At 29.0% G+C, this 14,258-nt stretch carries 14 protein-coding genes; 11 read left to right on the forward strand and 3 right to left on the reverse strand.

Translation table 11 applies throughout. From position 1 onward, the window contains the following. Nucleotides 1-178 precede the first annotated feature (178 nt). On the reverse strand, nt 179-1,243 hold the full coding sequence (locus AC3IPI_RS19405) for a hypothetical protein (RefSeq protein ID WP_489155044.1): 1,065 nt from the start codon (nt 1,241-1,243) through the stop codon (nt 179-181). 240 nt (nt 1,244-1,483) lie between these two features. On the opposite strand from AC3IPI_RS19405, the gene AC3IPI_RS19410 reads away from it, so the two are divergent. The 3 genes from AC3IPI_RS19410 (at nt 1,484) to AC3IPI_RS19420 (ending at nt 4,563) form a co-directional block, all read left to right on the forward strand. Then, nucleotides 1,484-2,992 carry a hypothetical protein gene (locus tag AC3IPI_RS19410; protein WP_489155046.1) on the forward strand — a complete coding sequence of 503 codons (1,509 nt, stop codon included), beginning with the start codon at nt 1,484-1,486 and terminating at the stop codon, nt 2,990-2,992. An 85-nt stretch (nt 2,993-3,077) separates the two neighbouring features. Continuing rightward, nucleotides 3,078-3,914, forward strand: a complete 837-nt coding sequence (locus AC3IPI_RS19415) for a helix-turn-helix domain-containing protein (protein ID WP_489155048.1) — start codon at nt 3,078-3,080, stop codon at nt 3,912-3,914. Between the two features lie 91 nt (nt 3,915-4,005). After that, nucleotides 4,006-4,563, forward strand: a complete 558-nt coding sequence (locus tag AC3IPI_RS19420) for a YbhB/YbcL family Raf kinase inhibitor-like protein (RefSeq protein WP_489155050.1) — start codon at nt 4,006-4,008, stop codon at nt 4,561-4,563. Nucleotides 4,564-4,673: 110 nt separating this feature from the next. On the opposite strand, the gene AC3IPI_RS19425 is transcribed toward AC3IPI_RS19420, so the two are convergent. Continuing rightward, entirely contained in the window at nt 4,674-5,825 is a 1,152-nt protein-coding gene (locus AC3IPI_RS19425; RefSeq protein ID WP_489155052.1) for a DUF418 domain-containing protein, read from the reverse strand. 68 nt (nt 5,826-5,893) lie between these two features. Between AC3IPI_RS19425 and AC3IPI_RS19430 the strand changes: the two genes are divergently transcribed. After that, nucleotides 5,894-6,070, forward strand: a complete 177-nt coding sequence (locus tag AC3IPI_RS19430) for a class I SAM-dependent methyltransferase (RefSeq protein WP_323489520.1) — start codon at nt 5,894-5,896, stop codon at nt 6,068-6,070. A gap of 12 nt (nt 6,071-6,082) precedes the next feature. Here AC3IPI_RS19430 and AC3IPI_RS19435 read toward each other — a convergent pair whose 3' ends face one another. Further along, complete coding sequence (locus AC3IPI_RS19435) at nt 6,083-7,123, reverse strand: serine hydrolase domain-containing protein (RefSeq protein WP_489155055.1); 1,041 nt, start codon at nt 7,121-7,123, stop codon at nt 6,083-6,085. Nucleotides 7,124-7,507: 384 nt separating this feature from the next. Between AC3IPI_RS19435 and AC3IPI_RS19440 the strand changes: the two genes are divergently transcribed. The 7 genes from AC3IPI_RS19440 (at nt 7,508) to AC3IPI_RS19470 (ending at nt 14,097) form a co-directional block, all read left to right on the forward strand. Beyond that, nucleotides 7,508-8,014: a hypothetical protein gene (locus AC3IPI_RS19440; RefSeq protein WP_489155057.1), complete on the forward strand. Its 507-nt coding sequence runs from the start codon at nt 7,508-7,510 to the stop codon at nt 8,012-8,014. A gap of 119 nt (nt 8,015-8,133) precedes the next feature. Further along, the gene (locus tag AC3IPI_RS19445) at nt 8,134-8,868 is read left to right on the forward strand and encodes a DUF1266 domain-containing protein (protein WP_039118271.1); all 735 of its coding nucleotides are present in this window, start codon (nt 8,134-8,136) and stop codon (nt 8,866-8,868) included. Between the two features lie 132 nt (nt 8,869-9,000). After that, nucleotides 9,001-9,252 carry a hypothetical protein gene (locus AC3IPI_RS19450; RefSeq protein ID WP_489155059.1) on the forward strand — a complete coding sequence of 84 codons (252 nt, stop codon included), beginning with the start codon at nt 9,001-9,003 and terminating at the stop codon, nt 9,250-9,252. Nucleotides 9,253-9,543: 291 nt separating this feature from the next. Then, nucleotides 9,544-10,620: a calcium:cation antiporter gene (locus AC3IPI_RS19455; RefSeq protein ID WP_039114188.1), complete on the forward strand. Its 1,077-nt coding sequence runs from the start codon at nt 9,544-9,546 to the stop codon at nt 10,618-10,620. 218 nt (nt 10,621-10,838) lie between these two features. Next, a complete protein-coding gene (locus AC3IPI_RS19460; RefSeq protein WP_489155062.1) occupies nt 10,839-11,945 on the forward strand; it encodes a serine hydrolase domain-containing protein in 1,107 nt (368 codons plus the stop codon). Nucleotides 11,946-12,272: 327 nt separating this feature from the next. Continuing rightward, a complete protein-coding gene (locus AC3IPI_RS19465; RefSeq protein ID WP_489155064.1) occupies nt 12,273-13,643 on the forward strand; it encodes a hypothetical protein in 1,371 nt (456 codons plus the stop codon). Between the two features lie 22 nt (nt 13,644-13,665). Then, the gene (locus AC3IPI_RS19470; protein WP_489155066.1) at nt 13,666-14,097 is read left to right on the forward strand and encodes a hypothetical protein; all 432 of its coding nucleotides are present in this window, start codon (nt 13,666-13,668) and stop codon (nt 14,095-14,097) included. The last annotated feature ends 161 nt before the right edge of the window (nt 14,098-14,258 follow it).

Consider the following 14,258-nt stretch of genomic DNA (forward strand, 5'->3'; position numbering starts at 1 on the left):
CTATATCGAATTTGAAATTAACGATTACAAAAAATTCAATTGAATGACAAAAAACTATAGAATTCGCTAAGAAGTGTTATTTACCAATGATAGTCTATATCTTGATGCTATTTTTTACATTTAGACGAATTAGAAATACTGTGAAAGAGGAATATTAATTTTGGCAAAATTGTCGACTCTAAAACACGTCCAAAATGCATTTCTCTAAATAATCCAAATAGCCTTTTGAGGAGTAACCTAGTAAATCCATATAGAAGAAAGCATGTTTTTTTAGTTTCTCCCCATATTCTTTTAAATGTACAACCTTCACTATTTCATCATTAACTTTTACAAACTCTCGCACTTTTTTAGGTTCTATGTTATCAGGGTAAAAAGTACCATAATGATATAATTCAACCGTTGCAAATGAGATTAACGGATAACAAGGATGATAAAAAAAAGGATTGCCCAATATTCCTAAACTAATTATATCATCATGAGGAGTAAAAACATAATCTAACTTTTCTTTTGGATTAAAGTTTTTATTTATTACAATGATATTAAAATAGTTAGGTAGTTGAATTCCTTTCTTATTTTTAATTTGGTTCTTTAATCCAATATTATCATATTCAAAACCAAATTCTATATCATCATTTAGAGATTTTAAAAATCTAAATTTCCTATTTGACTTTGATTTTTCATATTTAAAATCCGGAAAATTCATCTCGACAAGCTTAAATACATATTGACTCCAAGATTCAATATTATAAACATCAATATCCCCTCTATTCTTAATTTTTTCAAATTCATTCAATGGAAATTCTACATCTTCAAGACATAAAAAATCTGCAATTTCATTATAACTCTTATTCTTTTTTAAATTCTTCCAAAATTCCTCTTGGCATTCATATAAAAGATTCTCAGTATCAACCCTATATTGTAATTGCTCCTTACTATGCCACTCAGGTTCATCATTTTTAATAATTCTAAAGTCTATTTCATTCTCTCTAAAAACAGCCCAATCGTCATTTCTGAATTTTAATTTTGGCACATTCAGAACCTCTAAACTTCTATTTATATTATAAATTGCTCTTTCAGGGCTTATCTTAAGAGGATAATACTCATCAGAAACGCCATCCAAAATTATCTTACAATAATTATCTTTTACTTCATTAACAATATCAATACTACTATCCTTTAATAATGAAGTATTATTAATTAAACTTGTTTGAAGTTTAGATCTGAAGTTTTCATTGAATTTCATATTGGCTTTATTTTAAACTGTCCATAATCAATAATAGCAATCGCTAATTTACAATAAGTAAGAACTTCATTTAACTCAATTTCAGAAACCTTTGCCTTTTTATAACAATTATTTAGTAAGATTAAACTTTTGCAAAATTAATATTTTTAATTTGTATTTTCGTTTAATAAAAAAAATCTTCCAAAATATAAAATATAGTATACCGCGAAAAGACTACATAATACATAAAAAACTAAAACAATGATTCAATTAATTAAAGAAAATAGATTTCCGGAACTAATAGAAAATTTAAAAAACTCTAATGATTTTCAAATACATAACTTCCTTTTAGAAGTGTTGTTAAATAATAAAATTGAGATTAATAACGAAAGTTTTGATGCCAAAAAATATCAGGAAGAATTTATAGAAGGTTTAGAAATATATTTAGCTCTGGAAAAGTCTAATATTAATGAATTACAGCTCAAAGAATATTCAAATGTTTTAGTAGAATTGGCTTTTAACATGAGTGCCTTGATTCAGTTTATGTCAAAAACGGCTATGGATAAAGGCGTTTACTTATCTGATGCAAAAGAGCTTTATGAAGTTAAACCCGAAATAAGAGAAAAATTGCAAGCTTTTATTGATATACTAAATACAAAAAATGACGAGGATAAAGCTATTGCAAATATTGCAGCTGCCAAAGCTCAGGTTAGTAACTCCATAGGAAATTTACTCGAAAAGGTTGAAATTGGAGAAGATATGCTACAATTTGCTCAAAGTTATGAGCAAGTTGGTCAAACTGAATTTGCAATCAAAATTTATCAAGGTATAATGAATGACTTTGAATGTGAATCGGTTAAAAATTCAAGTGGTTTATTTCCTGAAATGGCCCAAATAGACACTCGCCCAAAAAAGGAAATTGAAATTTTTGAAAAGGCTAAAGTGAATTTTGAATTACTTACTGGTGAAAAAATACCTGAAATTAAAAGAGTACATATTGATGATGACATAAATGCCAGAAAATTGGTTGAAGAAAACGAAGCTCAAAATAATAAAGTAAAAGAAGATTTAACTGAACTAAAAAAAATCCAGAATAAAGAGATAAACCCTGATCTTTATGAAAAAATAGTGGCTTCTTCCAGATTATTATTAAAAAAAGAATCTGATAAAAATGTAAATGTTATATGGGCTATTGATTGTTTAACTGCTATCGTTGAAAATGATAACTTAAATGAAGTTTCGGATATTTATATTTATGAAGAAAGTGTTAGCGAATCTGAAATAAAGCTAAAAAACACGATACTACATGCTATAACATCAATAATTGGATTTGAATATAAGGACGAAAATTTTCAATATCTTGAAAATATTATTTTAGTAGATAAAGAATCTAAAGGTGTAATTGCATTAGATTATATCTTGAAGCTTGGCAGATATCATGAAAACTTTAAAGATAGAGTGCTAAGTTTTGTTGAAGTAAATCTATTAACTTTTTCTAGGAAACAATTAAGTATAATTACCTGGTATTTAGTTAATCTCTATCCTGAAGACAGCAGAAATATTAATATTATTAAAGCAATTGAAAATAAAGCTGGAGTTAGAATTCTAGATAAATCAAAAGAAACCGTAATCGAAAAGAAAATAGAAGCTCCAATTGCTGAAAAGCCAAGCGAACCTGTAATTGAGAAAAAACAAGATGCTGCGATAAATACTAATATTATAAATGAAGAAAATTCAAACGAAACAAAAGCCTGGTGGAAATTTTGGTAATCTTCCCTACCCTTTCTTTCTTTAATAATTTTATAAAATCAGCGTAAATATGGCTTACTTTACGTAGCTAATGGTAAACAACACAATGAATATTCATAATCTTCCTAACGACTTCAATATAGATTCCAAAAGTGAGATACAACTTTTTGATTATAGTGTGACCAGTTCTTCTATCAAGAATAAGGTAATGCTCAATACAAATGTTTTAAGCTTTTTACTTGAAGGAACTAAAGAATTCATTACAAAAGATAAAGCAACAATTATTAATAATGATGCGTTCTTGTTGATAAAATCAGGAAATTGTTTAATGACCGAAAACCTTTCGGATACCAATGTATATCGTAGTGTATTGCTATTTTTTAACGATGATGTCCTTTTAAAATTATTGCAAAAAAACAATGTTTCAAAAACTGCTGATCCTAGTTCCAAACCTTATGAGATATTCCAATACGATGATTATGTTCATCATTTTGTAAAGAGTTTAATCCAAATAAAGACATACGATCATTCTCTACGAGATAGCTTATTGCAAACCAAACTTGAGGAAATATTAACCTATTTATTATACAAAAACGGTACTGGATTTTTAAATAATATACTCGCCCAAGACAGCCAAAACAGGCGCTTTACAGATGTAATAGAAAGTAATAAACTTAATAATTTAACCATTCAGGAGCTTGCTTTTTTATGCAATATGAGTATTTCTACTTTCAAGAGAAACTTTGAACAACAGTATCAAACAAGCCCAAGAAAATGGTTTCAAGAAAAAAGATTGGAGTACTCTGCTTATTTATTAAGTACCAAAAAAAAACGCCCTGTTGATATTTATTATGAAATAGGATTTGAAAGTTTATCTAGTTTTACACAAGCCTTTAAAACCAAATACAATACTACCCCTAAACAGTTCCAGCTAGAAAAATGAACTTCTGGAAACACTTTTAGAACTTCTTAGAACATCTCTAAACCTTCCTTGCAAAATATCTTTGTAGTCTATAATTTTAAAGAATTAAAAAATGAAAAAGATTAGTTTAGCATTGCTTGGTTTACTATTTACTACAAGTACGATTTTCGCCCAAAAAACATTTACTTTAAGTAGTAAAGATTTAGGCGGACAAGCCACAAAAACCGAAGAATTTGGAGGTTTCGGATGTACAGGTAAAAACCAATCTCCACAATTATCTTGGGCAAATGCACCAGAAGGCACTAAAAGTTTTGCAATCACCATGTATGATCCTGATGCTCCAACTGGTAGCGGATGGTGGCATTGGATAGTATTTGATATTCCGGCGAACATTACCGAATTAGTTACAAATGCAGGAAACGTAACTTTAAATCTTGCTCCCAAAGGAGCAATTCAAGGTGTCACCAATTATGGTGTGGCAGGATATGGCGGACCTTGTCCTCCCGAAAATCACGGTTTTCATCAATATATAATAACCGTTTATGCTCTAAAAACCGATAAACTAGGTTTAGACTCCAATACAAATCCTGCTGTTGTTGGTTACAATCTATGGGCAAATACTATTGCCAAGGCAAGTATTGTAACGTATTATCAGAGAGAAAAGAAATAACAGCTCTCCTGCTATCAGCTAAAATAAGCTGCGCAAATGTCCCTGACTTTGCGCAGTTCATTATTTTCTATTAAAGTTGATAAAAATCTGTTGACATGGTAATCCTTTTTTTATTTTACTTTAATTAATGGAAACCATTTTTTGTATGATAAACTTCTCCATAACCATTCTAATAAGCCATAGTTATACTTTTTTAACCACCAATTGCTAAAAAATACTTGCAGAATATAAATAATAATTCCAGCAAGGAAATACCAATACCAAGACCAATTTGGTCTAATACAGATGAACAAAAAGAAGGAGATTATATTTTGCAAAACATAATTTGTTAGCGTCATTCTCCCAGTAGCTTTTATAAGATTAAATACACTCTTAAAATATCCTGAAAAATATATCCAGCAAATAAGTGAACTTGAGAAAATCGTTAAACTTAATGCTACTGGGTAATACAGATTGTAGTAATCATTAAGAGTCCAGTCATTTTTATCTACAGCCATTTGTAATAGAAACATGACTATAGAAATAATTAAACTATAGAACACTATTTTTTTTAGAACTATCCTTGGTTTTCTATCTATCATTTCAAAGAAATTACTTCTCTGAAATGCCATTCCTAATATAAAACACCCTAATTGAATTAAATGCAATATTACCGAATAACTTAAGCGTAACATCCATTTATATCGCATATATAAATTAGCTTTAACACTATCCAAAGTTGTATGGCTATTATAAAGTTCATAAAAAATATCACGATATTTTGGTGTAAACAATAAATGATGCCGTCCCAACAATGACTGTAATGCCGGTGTCAGTAATAAAATAGTTACTGACAAAATAAAGAGTGATCTTGTGCTACAATTATAAAACATAAGCAATATTAGCCCCATGAATGCGTAATCAGTTAAAATATCACCTCCAAAAAATATGCTATTTATGAACCCAAATACAAACAACCAAAGCATACGATTTATAAAAAAAGTATAATGATTCTGTCCATTTTGCTTAATGTTTTTGAGCAAAACAGAAAATCCGTAACCAAATAAAATAGCTAATAATGTCCATCCCTTGGATTCAAAAACAGTTTCGGATATTATTTTTAAAGTTTCCGAAAGAGAATTTGAATCAGAATCCTTCGAGTGATTGTTCCAGCTATATATTGTAGAATAATTCATTACAGCCACACTAAATAATGCCCAACCTCTTAAAATATCTATAATTGGTGTTCGTTGACTTTGCGAAATTGGTTTAGTTTCTATCAAAATGATATATGATTAAATTTTAATACTGATTTTTTTTAATTGCTATCCATCACAACTCGGTAACAGATATGCCGTTTAACAATTACCAATATGATGCAATATTTTGCTATGCCTTGATTCATTTATTAAATAATCCCAAAAGAGAAAAACTAATTCAAGACTGCTATAATCAACTATCACAGAATGGTTATATGATATTTATTGTCATTACAAAAAAGCACAAACTTACTGCAAAGGCACATTGATTAGTAAAGTACTTATAGGGGCTTAATTTGATTGTAAGGCTTCTCCTCAAGGATAGATTGTATCGAATCGCTTATTTCATCTAAATTATTTTGTTTGTTATTGGTCATTAAAATAATCGTGAAATTTTGATTACTAACCAGTAAAGCTTGGTAATTAAAAGCAGCTCCATCATGTATATGACTTGTAACTTTATCATCATCTATACTTCCTTCTCCAAGTCCCGTTTGATTTCCTTTAGAAAACGGGATAAAAAGCTCAAGTGTAGATTCTGGATTAATAATTTTAAACGAATTAATTGCTTCAGACCATTTATAAAAATCCTTTAAATTTAGTGCTGTCCAGCCCGAAATATTGTATTTAATGGCATCTTGTTTTCCTTTATTATTAAATGATATTGCAAAAAGTTTCTCTTTTTCGTCTGGATCAACAAGCCCATTTTTTATACCAATAGGTTCTAGGATCTTTTTTATCACAAAAGAATTGAAAGGCATATTGGTGATTCTTTCTATGATTCTTCTCTGCAGAAATACATTATTGTTGTTATAATCATACTTCGTTCCTGGCTCAAAATCAAGAATTAGTGTTTTTTTCAGTAACATCATATTATCAGAATCCTGATTAACTTCATTCCATTTTATTTGAGGAAGACCGCTTGTGTATTGCAGTAAATGAATAATTTTAATTTTATTTGCCCAAGAAGGAAGTTCGGGTAGAAATTTAGAAATAGAATCGTCCAGTTTTAATTTTCCTTGCTCTTTAAGCATCATAATTCCAATAGCGTTAAACTCTTTTGCAATTGAACCTATATGAAAGCGATATTTTGTGTTTAATTGAGTTGTATTACTTGCATCGGCTTGACCAATGGCTTTTTCGTATATTATTTTACCTTTTTGAGCAATTAAAATATTACCGTTGAAAGCTTTTAACTTATGCGCTTTTTGAAATAAGCTGTCTAGATTAGTCGTTTTTTGAGAGGATTGACTGTAACAATTACCACAAGTTACTAATAAGGCAATGAGGAGTATAATTCTATTGCTTTTAACTATTTTCATATATAATTTTTAATAAATATAATAGAATTTAATATTATTCCATTAAAAAAAAATCAATCAACTCAAACCATAAAAAGATAGTTGAATAAAATGTGGAGTTAGTTAAAATTAATCGTTTTTAAAAATTCCTCAATTATTTAAACATCTCTTATAAAACTGCGCAAGTATCACTGACTTTGCACGGCTTTTATATTTATGCATTAAATACAAGCTTAAGATTATTATGTCTATTAGTATTGAGAAATTTTTAATGAAATATAGTTTCATTTTAATAACACGAAAAATCCTGTTTTTATATTACTCTTTTATTATATTTGCCACCAATAAAACGAAGATTTTTCTTAAAATCAAGTTATCTATTATTTTACACAAACTAATGCTAATATGAAATTTGTCCTTTTTGTTTTTCTGATATTTTGTTTTGGATGCGAAACAAAAAAAGACAATACAGCAAGAGAAACCAAAACCGAAATTAAACGGTTTATTATTGGCGATGTTAATAATGATAAAATCCAAGATACCGCTTTTGTAAGTGTTATAAGTCATAACAGTCTTGACCAAGTAGTTATTGAGTTTTCTAAAATAATTCCTCCTTTAAGTTTTGAAAGTTTAGGTGTTTATATTCAAAAAGTAAATGATTTGAATGGCGATAATAGAAATGAAATCATAATATTTTCCAGAACTCATGAAGGCTGGTGGAATGAAATTTCTATTTGGAGTTTTTATAATAAAAAGTGGGAAAAAATTGCAAAAACAAAAGCCTTTATTTCTGAAGATAAAGATTTTAAAAACAGAATAATTAAAGAAAATGACTACTATTTTTTAATTGGGGATGACATGTGGAATGAGGATGAAAAAGGAGCCTTTTTAAAAACTAAAGTAAAAATATAAAAAACGCATAATACCATCATAGACGATAGTTAGTATTAAATACTAATTAACCTTGATAACAACTATAATACTAACCTCAGAATTTATTAACCTCAAAATAATTAATACTATAAATTTTTATGACTACAAACACTTACTTTATTATTGGCGGTATTGCCGTTTTATTTATTGCATACATGATTTTTCTAAAAACCATTATGAAAAAACGCAATAATAAACTTTTAGAAGACTTTAATAACAATCACTCCAACTCACCACTAACCGATGAGCAAAAAAGACTGCTTTCTTTTGGAGGAATTTTGTTTTATTACAGAGGAGAAAAAATACTTGGTATTAAACCTGAGAATAGTTTAAATGAATACATAGGAGGTTTAAAACTTCAATGGGAAATAACAAACGAAGCTGAAGCCAAAGAAACTTTGAATGATTTATTATCATTGCAGAGAAGTAATGAGTTCGAACCTGTTTTCTTGCAATCATCAAAAGAATTAAGTAGTATTCAGAAAGATATTTCAAAAGGTTTAGGATTAGATCTGGATAATGTTACAAAAATAAAATCAGCTTATGCATGGGATATTTGCAGAGCAGTATCATTAGCAAAATGGTGTTATTGGGTAGGTTATTTAACCGAAAATGAAACTTGGGAAATCATGAAAAAAGCTTCTGAAATAGCAATTAAAAAAGGGGAAAACTGGACCGATTATACCATTTCATTTTTATTAGGAAGAACTATACAAGGATTTGATTTAGATGAATTGATAGTCGAAAGCAAACAAATACTTACTAGTAAAGGACCATCATTAAGAAAAATTGAAGATGTGGATATATATACAAAATACCCTTTTATAAAATAACCTCATCAATATTTATGATTCTAGAATGTTACAATTTATTAAAAACAATAGAACAGCGACCTATTATGTGGACTGGCGAAGCAAGTCTTAAGAGTATAAAGACCTTTGTTTCGGGCTATTATCTAGCGCTTATTGATAATTAAGATTGTAAATGAGCACATAGATGAACCTTTTTTTGATTGGGTTGCAAATAAGCTTGGCTATTTTGAATCAACTGCTGGATGGGCAAATATGATTTTAGCATATAGCATAGGAGTCAAACCTGAGAATATAATTTGGGAAGAGCTTTTTGTTTATGATATTACTCAAGAACAGCATTTAAAATCTATTAAATTATTTTACGAATTAATCGAACAATTCAAAAATGAATTAGAAGGCATCTAATCAATTTATAAAAGAGTTTATATAAAAAAATGCGCAAATGTCTCTGACTTTGCGCATTTTTTTTGTTCATGCAAAACCTAAATATAAGTTCATTTTCTACAAGTGATTTTAAAGCGATTAGCTCCAAAATTGTCTTTTTTAAGCTTACACTTTTTAACCTAAAATCAAAGAAAGTGTGAGTTTTTTGCCGTTTTTAGCGAAAAAAGTTCTATATTACGGAAAATCAGAGCCAATTTGTGATTAAAAGCAATTGGCGAGAATATTAATTTACCCGTATTTATATTAAAAAAAATGAAACAATTACTACAGTGGACAATCATCATTCCAGCACTTTCCTGGATTCTATTTTTTAGCGGACTTGTTGACAACAGCAGTATTTTTCAAGTTATTGCAAGTATACTACTTATCCTGAGCGTTATGTCGGCAGTACATCATTCAGAAATAATCGCAGAAAGAGTTGGAGAACCTTACGGAACCATTATTTTGGCCATATCTATAACCGTTATAGAGGTTTCGATTATTGTTTCCTTAATGATGTCCGAAGGCGCAGAAGCAGCTTCATTAGCCAGAGATACTGTATTTGCCGCCACAATGCTTATTCTTAATGGTATCATTGGTCTTTGCCTATTAATTGGTGGTCTAAAACATTACGAACAAAATTTTTCTGTCTCTTCTGTAACTATTGGATTGGTTTCGCTAGTTTCGATTATCGTATTTACATTGGTCTTCCCTACTTTCACCGAAAGTGTTAAGGGTTCTTATTATTCAGTACCTCAACTTGTTTTTGCATCAGGTGCCTGTATTGTTATTTATTCTTCATTTCTGTTTGCGCAAACCACAAGATACCGCCAATATTTCCTTACGATTGGAGCCGATGAAAATGAAGATGCTGCAGAACCATTAGCAATCGATAATAAAACCTTTTATACAAGTTTGGTTTTCCTTATCGTAAGCTTAGGTATTGTGGTGCTACTAGCAAAAACACTTTCGCCTACTATCGAGAGCATTATTGTAAGCTATCATCTTCCTAAAACTTTAGTGGGAGTTGTAATTGCAGCAATAATCTTGTTGCCCGAAGCAATTGCAGCAATTACTGCGGCAAGAAAAAACAGACTACAAACGAGTTTAAACTTAGCCTTAGGTTCAGCATTGGCAAGTATAGGATTAACCATTCCTAGTGTTGCAGCTGTTTGTATCATGATGGATATGCCTATTATCCTTGGGCTCGACATAAAATCTATTGTATTATTAGCATTATCAGTATTTACCGTAATGTTGTCGTTAAGCAAAGGAAAGTCAAATATTGTTTACGGAGTAGTACTGCTAGTCAATCTATTTGCCTTTGTATTCCTTATGATATATCCATAATCTCGTAAACAACTTAACTTTTATAAAAAATGCGCAAGTATCTCTTACTTTGCGCATTTTTTTTTGATTATTTACGTTGAAATTAGATCTATAATAACATAAATAAAAGCCTACTTGTAGCACAAAGTCAATCAAACTTACATTGGCAAAATAATTTTATGCTTTTTATAAATAACTAATCAGTAACTTTCTAAAATAAAACTTATTAAGTCATTTTTATGAAAAACATTTTATTCATTATATGTATTTTACTCATTCAAACTGATTTTATTTTTGCACAAAATCAAGAGAAAGAGGTTATATCGTATCTTAAAAAAGAAATGAAAGAGCAAAAAATTCCAGGACTACAAATTGCTATAATTAAAAATAATAAAATTCTATTTTCAAAATCTCTCGGTATAGCAAATATTGAGTTTTCTGTTCCTGTAACTAATAACACTAAATTCTCAATTAATTCTATTGCCAAAATAATTACTTCGGTTGCGATTATGCAACTTGTCGAAAAAAACAAACTTCAAATTGAAGCTCCTATTTCTAATTATTTGGATTCTTTACCAAAGGATTGGGGCAAAATCACCGTTAAGCAATTACTAAGTCACACTTCTGGTTTACCCGACATTGAAGCCTCAAGTGGCGATGGCTTAATTAGCGACAAAGGGCAAGATTCAGCTTGGGTTAAAGTTCAAACTTTGCCTCTACTATCTAAAGCCGGAGAAAAATTCAACTACAATGCAACAAACTATCTTTTGTTACAGCAAATTATTGAAAAAATCACCAAGCTTCCTTTCGAAAAATTTGTTGAAACATACCAATTTAATGTTGCTAAAATGAACAATACAAAATATGCAAATTCATATGATGTATTTAAATATAAAGCGCCAACTTATAGTTTTTATCAATTTAACAAAGCAATTGGGGATTATATTAAAACCGATAAACTAACCGTTACGTACGAAGATTTCCCGACTACCTTTAGAGCAGATGCTGGTGTATTTACAAATGCCGATGATATGGCTAGATGGGTTATTGCATTACAAAATGGCGATTTTTTACAAAACAAGGAAAATATCCGTAAAATATGGGAACCTACAAAATTAAATAATGGAAGTTATGATGGCTTTGGAGGTATTTTAGATTCATATGCGTTAGGTTGGCCAATCATAAACAGAAAAACTCATTTTGCTGCTTCGGCTTTTGGAGGAGGACGCGCTTCTATTACCATTTATCCTAATGATAATTTAGCTATTATATTGTTTACCAATCTTACTGGGATTGAAACTTATACTATAACAGAAAATATTTCGAAGTTCTATTTTAAAGATTAATGCACAATGACAATATAAAAAATATCAAACTGGATGACTCCTACTCTACCCAACCATACAAATCTAATAATCGATCTATTCTATAAAACCTCCATTAAAAATAATGGAGGTTTTTTGTAGAATTTATGGTCTTTATTAGTAACATTTTGATAAAATACCCTCTGATTATATTCATTGTACCAACTTAACTATTAAATTACCAATACTCAAGATTTTTCTTATATTCGCTTAAACATAATTCAATTTATATCTTAAAATAATTTAAAAACATACTATTCAAAGTCATTTATAACCTAAAACATTCACCAAAAAACCACCACAAAAAGAATGAAGAACAGACTTTTACTAACATTTTTATTTTTGACATCATTAGCATTTGGACAAAAGGCAACTTTTAATATTAAATATTCTGAACAGTTGGCCGTTTATGTTTTTTTACAAAATCTTTCTGAAGATTATCCTGAGAATGTTTTCAAGACTGAATTTCAAAAATCAAAATATAACGTTGACAAATACAAAACTATAATCTCAAGATTTAACAAATTAAACATTTACTATAGTTTCCCATATGATGATTATCCATATGGTTCAAAAAAGACGATGCAAACGGAAGATCTATTGAAAAAAAATCTAATAGAAACAGAAAATCTAAAGGATTTTAAAATTCGTTCGATTGGTTTTATTCCAAATAATACACTGAATGATTTAGCTGAAAGTATTTTGGAATTTACCCCAATTTATAATGAGCTAATATACAATCCAAACAAAGAGAAATTCGAAAACCAAATTAAAGAAGTCACAAAGTATTCTAACGAAAACCAGATAGAAAACTACTTCCAGACGGGATTATTATTTTATAATTCGAGTTGGGACAATTCAATTCCTTTCAACGTAGCTTTTTATCCGTTACCAAATTCTAAAGGATTTACTGCACAAGCATTTTGCAACAATTTTATTAGTGCAATACAAACCGATTTAACATCGTATAAAGACTTATTTAGTGTTATGCTGCACGAAACCTATCATATAATTTATGATGAACAGTCGCTTGAAGTAAAAACAGATATTAATACTTATTTTAAAGAAAATAAATCGAAATGTAGCAATTATGCCTATCAGCTTATGAACGAAGTCTTGGCAACCGCTTTAGGAAATGGGTATGTTTATGAAAAATTAGACGGAAAAATTGACACTGGAGATTGGTATAATAAAAAATATATTAACCTTATGGCAAAGCAAATTTATCCGTTGATTACAGAATATATTAATCAGAAGAAACCAATAGATAAAAACTTTATTGATACATACATCAACCTATATGAAACAAACTTTCCTGATTGGATAAATGAGCTTAATAATATAATGTCTTACAGATATGTGCTTACCGAAAATGAGAAAGATATTAAAACCATAAACCAATTGTTTCGCTATCGCTCCAGAACTGAAAGCGAAGACCAAATTACAGAAAGTAGCATTGAAAAAATGCAAAAAACATCGCTAACAAAAGTGGTAATCATTTCCAAAAACAGTTCTGAAAAGATAAAACTATTAAAAACTAAATTTAAGGAATTAAAAAATTGGAAAGTTGATGCAGACAAAGAGTTTGCCTACAAAATTCTATTAGACGATAAAAGCCAATTGATAATATTAAACCAAAAAAAATCAACAATTGAAACCCTTATCAAATCAGTAAAATAAGATATAGTCCATTTATTAGAAAATGAAAATTACCATACAAATAATCATGTTGTTTATTTTATCGTCTGCTTATGGTATGCATAAATTACCGCCTATAGATAGTATAAATAATATTGAAAGCAAATGTTCTATTACTACTGTAACATTAAAAACCGAAAGAATTGAGAAGAAACGAAAATTCCTTTTTTGGAGATTACCACACAAAAAAATAATACATATTGATAAAGTTTTTGATAGTAACGGAAAGAGAATTTTAAAGAAAACTACAATTCAAGTTTGTTCATCCTGCTCTTGTGATGATATAAAATATCGTCGAGTAAAAATTGTAAATAATGAAATATGGATTTTTCATTACAATACAAATCCTGAAAAAGGAATAATAAAACGTTACGACTTTTGTGGGAAGTTTTTAAACCAAAAACCTTGGGTTGATGAATCTTTTAATGATGATTAATCTAACAAATTAATACACTTCAAAATCTTAAGCTGTACGAAGTCTCCCGACTTCGTACACTTTTTAAGTAGGTAAACACAATAATTCAAAATAATAAAATTATAGGCGTAACAATCTTATTAATTATTAGTCTATTATAAAAAACATCTATCTGTAAAAAT

This window comes from Flavobacterium sp. GL_143 (assembly GCF_057834355.1).

Bases quoted from the DNA above. Each gene is read 5' to 3' on its own strand.
- AC3IPI_RS19405 (WP_489155044.1), bottom strand. From the start codon at position 1,243: ATGAAATTCAATGAAAACTTCAGATCTAAACTTCAAACAAGTTTAATT.
- AC3IPI_RS19440 (WP_489155057.1), top strand. From the start codon at position 7,508: ATGAAATTTGTCCTTTTTGTTTTTCTGATATTTTGTTTTGGATGCGAA.
- AC3IPI_RS19430 (WP_323489520.1), top strand. From the start codon at position 5,894: ATGCCGTTTAACAATTACCAATATGATGCAATATTTTGCTATGCCTTG.
- AC3IPI_RS19410 (WP_489155046.1), top strand. From the start codon at position 1,484: ATGATTCAATTAATTAAAGAAAATAGATTTCCGGAACTAATAGAAAAT.
- AC3IPI_RS19420 (WP_489155050.1), top strand. From the start codon at position 4,006: ATGAAAAAGATTAGTTTAGCATTGCTTGGTTTACTATTTACTACAAGT.
- AC3IPI_RS19435 (WP_489155055.1), bottom strand. From the start codon at position 7,123: ATGAAAATAGTTAAAAGCAATAGAATTATACTCCTCATTGCCTTATTA.
- AC3IPI_RS19455 (WP_039114188.1), top strand. From the start codon at position 9,544: ATGAAACAATTACTACAGTGGACAATCATCATTCCAGCACTTTCCTGG.
- AC3IPI_RS19465 (WP_489155064.1), top strand. From the start codon at position 12,273: ATGAAGAACAGACTTTTACTAACATTTTTATTTTTGACATCATTAGCA.
- AC3IPI_RS19415 (WP_489155048.1), top strand. From the start codon at position 3,078: ATGAATATTCATAATCTTCCTAACGACTTCAATATAGATTCCAAAAGT.
- AC3IPI_RS19445 (WP_039118271.1), top strand. From the start codon at position 8,134: ATGACTACAAACACTTACTTTATTATTGGCGGTATTGCCGTTTTATTT.
- AC3IPI_RS19470 (WP_489155066.1), top strand. From the start codon at position 13,666: ATGAAAATTACCATACAAATAATCATGTTGTTTATTTTATCGTCTGCT.
- AC3IPI_RS19460 (WP_489155062.1), top strand. From the start codon at position 10,839: ATGAAAAACATTTTATTCATTATATGTATTTTACTCATTCAAACTGAT.